At 44.9% G+C, this 8,676-nt stretch carries 5 protein-coding genes; all 5 read left to right on the forward strand.

The features are described 5' to 3' along the window. Window positions 1-95: 95 nt before the first annotated feature. The 5 genes from LPH68_RS20310 to LPH68_RS20330 all read left to right on the forward strand — a co-directional run bounded on the left by LPH68_RS20310 (window position 96) and on the right by LPH68_RS20330 (window position 8,431). On the forward strand, window positions 96-2,207 hold the full coding sequence (locus LPH68_RS20310) for a prolyl oligopeptidase family protein (RefSeq protein ID WP_032812043.1): 2,112 nt from the start codon (window positions 96-98) through the stop codon (window positions 2,205-2,207). A 216-nt stretch (window positions 2,208-2,423) separates the two neighbouring features. Further along, window positions 2,424-3,761, forward strand: a complete 1,338-nt coding sequence (gdhA, locus tag LPH68_RS20315) for an NADP-specific glutamate dehydrogenase (protein WP_004317267.1) — start codon at window positions 2,424-2,426, stop codon at window positions 3,759-3,761. A 232-nt stretch (window positions 3,762-3,993) separates the two neighbouring features. Continuing rightward, window positions 3,994-5,157 (forward strand): Xaa-Pro peptidase family protein, encoded by a 1,164-nt coding sequence (locus tag LPH68_RS20320; RefSeq protein ID WP_008641198.1) that lies wholly within the window; start codon window positions 3,994-3,996, stop codon window positions 5,155-5,157. Window positions 5,158-5,239: 82 nt separating this feature from the next. Continuing rightward, entirely contained in the window at window positions 5,240-6,802 is a 1,563-nt protein-coding gene (locus LPH68_RS20325) for an arylsulfatase (protein WP_008641197.1), read from the forward strand. A gap of 102 nt (window positions 6,803-6,904) precedes the next feature. Then, window positions 6,905-8,431: an arylsulfatase gene (locus LPH68_RS20330; RefSeq protein ID WP_008641196.1), complete on the forward strand. Its 1,527-nt coding sequence runs from the start codon at window positions 6,905-6,907 to the stop codon at window positions 8,429-8,431. Window positions 8,432-8,676: the final 245 nt, after the last annotated feature.

The following is an 8,676-nucleotide window of genomic DNA, read 5'->3' on the forward strand; positions in this document are numbered from 1 at the left end:
TTTTCCATCATCTTCTTTATAAAGTTTACTTGTTTATCTCTTATTATTTTGTAGATTTGTAACTTTAAGTTTATTCAAAAAGACTTTTTATTCACATGAAAAAGGTAACTTTATTAATGAGTGGAATCATGGTGATGTCATGCGCTCCCCAACAAAAAAAGCTGGTTTACCCCGAGACGACAAAGGTAGACACTGTAGATGTGTACTTCGGCACACAAGTTCCCGACCCTTACAGATGGTTGGAAAATGACACCAGCGCAGCCACTACTGCCTGGGTAGAAGCACAAAACAAAGTAACGAATGAGTATCTTAGCCAGATCCCGTTCCGCGAAAACCTGCTGAAACGATTGACAACACTGGCCGATTACGAGAAAATCAGTGCTCCGATCAAGAAACATGGAAAGTATTATTTCAGTAAAAATGACGGTCTGCAGAACCAGAGTGTATTCTATGTGCAGGACTCATTGGACGGCGAACCGCGTGTTTTCCTCGATCCCAACAAACTATCGGACGACGGAACAGTGGCACTGACCGGTCTTTATTTCTCAAACGACGGCAAGTACACCGCTTACAGTATTTCACGCAGCGGTTCGGACTGGTCTGAAATTTATGTAATGGATACCGAAAGCGGAAAACTACTGGAAGACCACATCGAATGGGCCAAGTTCACCGGTGCTGCCTGGCAGGGAGACGGTTTCTATTACAGTGCCTATGATGCACCGTCCAAAGGAAAAGAGTTCTCCAACGTGAACGAGAATCACAAAATCTATTATCACAAAATCGGTGAGCCACAGTCAAAAGATAAACTGATTTATCAGAATCCTGCTTATCCGAAACGTTTCTATACATCGAGCACCAGTGAAGACGAACGGATTCTCTTCCTAACGGAATCCGGCGCCGGAAGAGGTAACAACCTGTTTATACGGGATTTGAAAAAGCCGAATTCACCCTTCATCCAGCTGACTTCAGACCTCGACTACCAATATTACCCAATCGAAGTTATCGGCGACCAGATTTATATTTATACCAACTACGGTGCACCGAAAAACCGGATCATGGTAGCTGACATCAACCGTCCGAAGCTGGAAGACTGGAAAGAGCTCGTACCCGAATCGGAAGCTGTTCTTTCAAATGCGGAAGTGATCGGTGGCAAACTGTTCCTTACTTATGACAAAGATGCCTCGAACCACGCATACGTTTACGGTCTCGACGGTAAACAAATTCAGGAAATCCAACTGCCGTCACTCGGTTCCGTAGGCTTTAGCGGCAACAAAGACGACAAAGAATGTTTCTTCGGATTCACTTCATTCACCATACCGGGTGCTACCTACAAATACGACATGGATCAGAACACCTACGAACTATACCGTGCCCCGAAAGTACAATTCAACTCGGATGATTTTGTGACCGAACAAGTATTCTTCGCCAGCAAAGACGGCGTAAAAATTCCGATGTTCCTTACTTATAAGAAAGATTTGAAGAAAGACGGCAAGAACCCTGTATTCCTCTACGGATATGGCGGCTTCGGCATCAGCCTCAACCCGGGCTTCAGCGCCACGCGCATTCCATTCCTCGAAAATGGAGGTATCTACGCACAAGTAAACCTGCGCGGTGGTAGTGAATACGGTGAAGATTGGCACGTAGCCGGAACTAAAATGCAGAAACAGAACGTATTCGACGATTTCATCTCTGCTGCCGAATATCTGATCGACCAGAAATATACGAATAAAGATAAAATCGCCATTGTAGGAGGTTCCAACGGTGGTCTGTTGGTAGGTGCCTGCATGACACAGCGTCCTGACCTGTTCCGCGTAGCGATCCCGCAGGTAGGTGTGATGGATATGCTCCGCTATCATAAATTTACTATCGGCTGGAACTGGGCTAGTGATTACGGCACAAGCGAAGACAGCAAAGAGATGTTTGAATACCTCAAAGGCTACTCTCCACTGCACAACCTGAAACCGGGCACGAAATATCCGGCAACACTGGTCACTACAGCCGACCATGACGACCGTGTAGTCCCTGCCCACTCATTCAAGTTTGCCGCTACCCTGCAAGCTGACAACGACGGTACCAATCCGACACTGATCCGTATTGACAGCAAAGCCGGGCATGGCGCAGGCAAACCAATGGCTAAAGTACTGGAAGAACAAGCTGATATTTACGGATTCATCATGTATAATCTAGGAATGAAACCAAAATTCTAAAGCGGCACTTCCTATTTATAAACACATACAAGCCCCGTAACCTGTATTTTATATTACAGGCTGCGGGGCTTTGTGTTTTTCAGCAGAAGAAATTGACATTTTATCATTATTTAATCAAAATATCCGCATTAAAACAAGCAACTTTGAAAAATTTTCCTATATTTGCAGTGAGTTAGTTGACATTTTATCAGAATTAACCTTTTAAAATATAGTATCATGAACATCCAGAAAATCATGTCCTCTTTGGAGGCTAAGCATCCCGGTGAATCTGAATATCTTCAAGCAGTGAAGGAAGTTCTTCTTTCTATCGAAGATATATACAATCAACATCCTGAATTTGAAAAAGCTAAAATCATAGAAAGATTGGTAGAACCCGACCGTATCTTCACTTTCCGTGTGACGTGGGTGGACGACAAAGGCGAGGTGCAGACCAACCTCGGTTATCGTGTACAATTCAATAATGCGATCGGTCCTTATAAAGGTGGTATCCGTTTCCATGCTTCCGTCAATCTTTCCATTCTGAAATTCCTCGGTTTCGAACAGACATTCAAAAATGCACTGACCACGCTGCCTATGGGTGGTGGAAAAGGTGGTTCCGATTTCTCTCCGCGCGGTAAGAGTGATGCTGAAATCATGCGTTTCTGCCAAGCCTTTATGTTGGAGTTATGGCGTCACCTCGGACCAGATATGGATGTACCAGCCGGTGATATCGGCGTAGGCGGACGTGAAGTAGGTTATATGTTCGGTATGTATAAGAAACTGACTCGCGAATTTACAGGCACATTCACCGGTAAGGGATTAGAATTCGGAGGCTCGTTGATTCGCCCGGAAGCTACCGGTTTCGGTGGTCTGTATTTTGTAAATCAGATGCTACAAGCGAAAGGTATTGATATAAAAGGTAAGACAGTCGCTATTTCCGGTTTCGGCAACGTTGCATGGGGAGCAGCTACCAAAGCTACCGAACTGGGTGCCAAAGTGATTACAATTTCCGGCCCGGACGGATATATCTACGATCCGGATGGTATCAGCGGCGAAAAGATAGACTATATGCTCGAACTTCGTTCGTCGGGTAATGACATTGTTGCCCCTTATGCAGAACAGTATCCGAATGCTACCTTTGTAGAAGGCAAGCGCCCGTGGGAAGTGAAAGCAGACATCGCGCTTCCTTGTGCTACCCAGAATGAATTAAATGGAGAAGATGCTCAAAATCTCATAAAAAATGACGTACTTTGCGTCGGAGAAATTTCCAACATGGGATGTACTCCCGAAGCAATCGACCTCTTTATTGAACATAAGACAATGTATGCTCCGGGTAAAGCGGTCAACGCAGGCGGTGTTGCCACTTCCGGTTTGGAAATGTCTCAAAACGCAATGCACCTAAGCTGGAGTGCTGCCGAAGTGGACGAAAAGCTCCATGCAATCATGCACGGCATCCATGCACAATGCGTGAAGTACGGCACGGAACCCGACGGATACATTAATTATGTGAAGGGTGCCAACATTGCCGGATTTATGAAAGTAGCTCACGCAATGATGGGACAAGGCGTTATTTAGAAGACTTTGTTTAGTTGTATTTGTATTTGTGGTTTGCGCTGCTCGCCTCCTGTGACAGGACGCGGGTAGCGCTATTTTTTTGAGATTAACATTATTTTCGCTGGAATTAATTATCTTTGTGGCATGATAGGTTAAATAATGGTTTGTGAATTTGTTATATCAGATAAACAACTCACAACTAATAATTTACCATTGATAGTTTTGTAATTAATAATCATGTAATAAATAAAAAATGCTACAACCCGAATTGAAATTTCGCCGTGACAAGATTCGCAGTCTGATGGTGTCACAGGGCATTGACGCCGCACTTATCACTTGTAATGCAAATTTAATTTACACGTATGGCTGTGTAGTCAGTGGCTATCTTTACCTCCCCCTTCATTCGCCTGCACTATTATTTTTCAAACGCCCTAATAATATCACAGGAGAACATTCGTTCTCGATTCGCAAACCGGAACAAATCGTTGACCTGTTGAAAGAACAAGGATTGCCGATGCCAACCAAACTGATGTTAGAAGGTGACGAGCTCCCTTATACGGAATATTGCCGTCTGGCCAGCCTGTTTCCGGAAGCAGAAGTTGTAAATGGCACCCCGTTGATTCGTCAGGCACGCAGCGTAAAAACACCTGTAGAAATTGAGATGTTCCGCCGTTCGGGCATTGCCCACGCCAAGGCATACGAGCAGATTCCAAGCGTATATCGCCCCGGTATGACGGACATCGAGTTTTCCATTGAAATAGAACGCCTGATGCGTCTGCAAGGTTGCCTCGGAATTTTCCGGGTATTCGGACGCAGCATGGAAATATTCATGGGTAGCGTACTGACCGGAGACAATGCCGGATACCCCTCGCCCTATGATTTTGCTTTAGGTGGACAGGGACTTGATCCTGCTTTGCCGGGAGGAGCAAATAAAACTCCGCTAAAGGAAGGTCAGAGCGTTATGGTGGACTTGGGAGGTAACTTCAACGGCTACATGAACGATATGAGCCGCGTATTCTCAATAGGAAAGCTGCCCGAAGAGGCTTACACCGCCCATCAGGTTTGTTTGGATATCCAAACAAAGATAGCTTCCATCGCCAAACCGGGCATTGCTTGTGAAGTGCTTTACGACATAGCTGTCGAAATAGCCAAAGAAGCCGGATTTGCCGACAAATTTATGGGAACAGGGCAACAAGCCAAGTTTATCGGCCACGGTATCGGACTCGAAATTAATGAAGCTCCGGTATTGGCTCCCCGCATGAAACAACAATTAGAACCGGGCATGGTCTTTGCCCTCGAACCGAAAATCGTTATTCCGGGTGTAGGCCCCGTAGGCATTGAAAACTCTTGGGTAGTAACCAACGAAGGAATAGAAAAGCTGACGAACTGCAATGAAGAAATCATTGAATTAAGTTAAACAGACGATGAAAAAGATGTGTCCGGCAAAGAACAGACACATCTTTTTCTACTAATAATAACACACTTAACCCCCAAAAACAATGAAACAACCTTTCATTCTAACCCTTATGTCCACTGTTGCCTGCACTGCAACAGCCACTAACAAAGCACCGGAAAACACTACACCGACAAAGTCAAAAACACCCAACGTCGTATTTATCTATGCTGATGATCTCGGTTATGGCGATTTGGAATGTTACGGAGCTAAAAACGTGCAAACCCCTAATGTCAACCGGCTGGCAAAATCCGGAATTCTTTTCACCAACGCTCATGCAACAGCCGCCACCAGTACCCCTTCCCGCTATTCCATGCTGACAGGAGAATACGCCTGGCGCAAAGAAGGAACGGATGTAGCGGCAGGAAATGCCGGGATGATTATCCGCCCCGAGCAATACACCATGGCAGATATGTTCAAAAGTGTCGGTTATGCTACTGCCGCAGTAGGCAAATGGCATTTGGGACTTGGAGATAAAACCGCTACTCAAGACTGGAATGCTCCGTTGCCTTGCGCATTAGGTGATTTAGGATTCGACTATCATTATATCATGGCAGCTACAGCCGACCGCGTGCCTTGTGTCTATATCGAAAACGGAAAAGTTGCCAACTACGATCCGAGTGCTCCTATCGAAGTAAGTTATCAAAAGAACTTCGAGGGCGAACCTACCGGAAAAAGTAATCCTGAATTACTTTACAACCTCAAGCCAAGTCACGGTCACGACATGTCTATCGTCAACGGAATTTCCCGCATCGGTTTCATGAAAGGCGGAGGAAAAGCACTCTGGAAAGACGAAAACATTGCTGATTCATTAACGACACATGCCATTCAGTTTATTGAGGAGAACAAAAACAAACCTTTCTTCCTCTACTTTGCCACTAACGACGTACATGTTCCCCGCTTTCCTCACGACCGTTTCAGAGGTAAAAACCCGATGGGATTAAGAGGCGACGCTATCGTACAGTTCGATTATTGTGTCGGTGAAATTCTGAATACATTAGAGAAATTGGGTTTAAGAGAAAATACGCTCATCATTCTTTCAAGTGACAACGGCCCGGTGGTAGACGACGGATACGACGACAAAGCAGAAGAACTGCTCAACGGTCATAGCCCTGCGGGACCGTTACGGGGCAACAAATACAGCGCCTTCGAAGGAGGCACGCGTATTCCCGCCATTGTCAGCTGGCCTGCGGGAGCAGAAAAAGGCATGACTTCAGACCTGTTGGTTTCGCAAGTAGACTGGTTGGCTTCTCTGGCTTCCCTCACCGGAGCTACAATGCCTAAAAGCACTGCACCGGATAGCTACAACTATCTGGGAAGTTGGCTAGGTAAAGAAAAGACAGACCGCCCGTGGGTAATAGAGCAGGCTTCCAACCACACGCTGTCCGTCCGCACCAAAGACTGGAAGTACATCGAACCGAATGACGGACCGAAAATGATCCAGTGGGGACCGAAGATAGAAACCGGAAACTCTAAAGAACCGCAGCTTTATAAAATGAAAGAAGTGAAAGAGGTGACCAACTACGCAAAGAATATGCCGGAGAAAGTGGCCGAACTGCAAAATATCCTTCAAAGCGTACGCGAAGGAAAAGATTTAATCGGAAAATAGATTCAGGATATAGAATGATGAAATGCCTCATAAAGACAGTCACAAAGCCTTAGAGAGGCATTTCATTCTAACCAGCTTAACCTTATTTAATTGCATAATATGATGAATTATAAATCAATCTCGTTGATAGGCGGCACGCTGCTTCTATCTACCTTAACTGCCAATGGACAGAAAAAGAACACCCAACCCAATATTCTTTTCATTCTTTGTGACGACATGGGATATGGAGATTTAGGCTGTTACGGTCAACCATTTATCCGCACCCCTCATATAGACACCATGGCCAATGAAGGTATGCGTTTTACACAGGCATACGCCGGCAGTCCCGTCAGCGCGCCTTCCAGAGCTTCATTCATGACAGGGCAACATTCAGGCCACTGTGAGGTGCGAGGCAACAAAGAATACTGGAAAAATGTACCGATCGTGTTGTATGGGCAAAACCAAGAATATTCGATAGTAGGACAACATCCTTATGATTCCGACCATGTAATCTTGCCGGAAATAATGAAAGACAATGGCTATACCACGGGTATGTTCGGCAAATGGGCGGGAGGATATGAAGGCTCGCGTTCTACTCCCGACAAACGGGGAATAGATGAATATTACGGTTACATCTGTCAATTTCAGGCTCATCTCTACTACCCCAATTTCCTGAACCGTTATAGTAAAGCGTTGGGCGACACCGGAGTGGTGCGTGTGGTGATGAATGAAAACATCAAATATCCGATGTATGGTCCCGACTACCAGAAACGTCCGCAATACTCGGCCGACATGATTCATCAGAAAGCATTGGAGTGGCTGGACCAACAAGACGACCAACAACCGTTTTTCGGCATATTGACTTACACCTTGCCTCATGCGGAACTCGTTCAACCGGAAGATTCTATCCTGAATGAATACAAAGCCAAATTCAACCCGGACAAAGAGTTTAAAGGAAGCGAAGGCTCACGATACAATGCTATTACGCACACCCATGCTCAATTTGCAGGAATGATTACCCGTCTGGATTATTACGTGGGTGAAGTCCTGAAAAAGCTGAAAGAGAAAGGGCTGGACGAAAACACATTGGTTATTTTCTCCAGTGACAACGGCCCTCACGAAGAAGGCGGAGCCGACCCTACTTTCTTCGGCAGAGACGGAAAACTACGTGGATTAAAACGCCAGTGTCATGAAGGAGGAATACGTATTCCGTTTATCGCGCGTTGGCCGGGACACATACCGGCAGGTAAAGTGAACGATCATATCTGTGCTTTTTATGATTTAATGCCCACATTCTGCGAAGTGATCGGCATCAAGGACTACGAAAAGAAATATCGCAATAAAGAAAAAGAAGTCGATTATTTCGATGGGATTTCTTTTGCTCCCACACTGCTGGGTAAGAAAAAGCAAAAGAAACATGATTTCCTGTATTGGGAATTTGATGAAACAGACCAGATTGCCGTACGCATGGACGATTGGAAGATGGTGGTAAAAAAAGGAACACCGTTCCTCTACAACTTAAAAACGGACATTCACGAAGATACTGACATAGCACTCCAACATCCGGACGTTGTAGAAAAGATGAAAGCTATCATCTTCGAACAACATACGCCCAATCCATATTTCTCGGTAACACTACCCAAACAGTAAACGTACGGATAAAGAAATAATGAGTAATCAGCAGTTAGAAAGCAAGGTTTCATTCATTTCCGCACAGTTTTGAATAAAATAATAGAGTATTCTGGAAACGTTGTGGTAAATCTGAAAAAGATGATTGAGTTTTTAAGATTCCCCGTTATCTTTTTATTATAAGATATGGGTCAAAGGTGAGGGTTGGTGAGGGTAGATTTATAACTTTCGTATTTTTTTTTGAGGATAAAAAAGGAGATAGTATA

It is taken from the genome of Bacteroides sp. 1_1_30, from assembly GCF_020982715.1.
GTDB classification, from domain to species: domain Bacteria; phylum Bacteroidota; class Bacteroidia; order Bacteroidales; family Bacteroidaceae; genus Bacteroides; species Bacteroides xylanisolvens.

Bases quoted from the DNA above. Each gene is read 5' to 3' on its own strand.
- LPH68_RS20310 (WP_032812043.1), top strand. From the start codon at position 96: ATGAAAAAGGTAACTTTATTAATGAGTGGAATCATGGTGATGTCATGC.
- gdhA (WP_004317267.1), top strand. From the start codon at position 2,424: ATGAACATCCAGAAAATCATGTCCTCTTTGGAGGCTAAGCATCCCGGT.
- LPH68_RS20320 (WP_008641198.1), top strand. From the start codon at position 3,994: ATGCTACAACCCGAATTGAAATTTCGCCGTGACAAGATTCGCAGTCTG.
- LPH68_RS20325 (WP_008641197.1), top strand. From the start codon at position 5,240: ATGAAACAACCTTTCATTCTAACCCTTATGTCCACTGTTGCCTGCACT.
- LPH68_RS20330 (WP_008641196.1), top strand. From the start codon at position 6,905: ATGAATTATAAATCAATCTCGTTGATAGGCGGCACGCTGCTTCTATCT.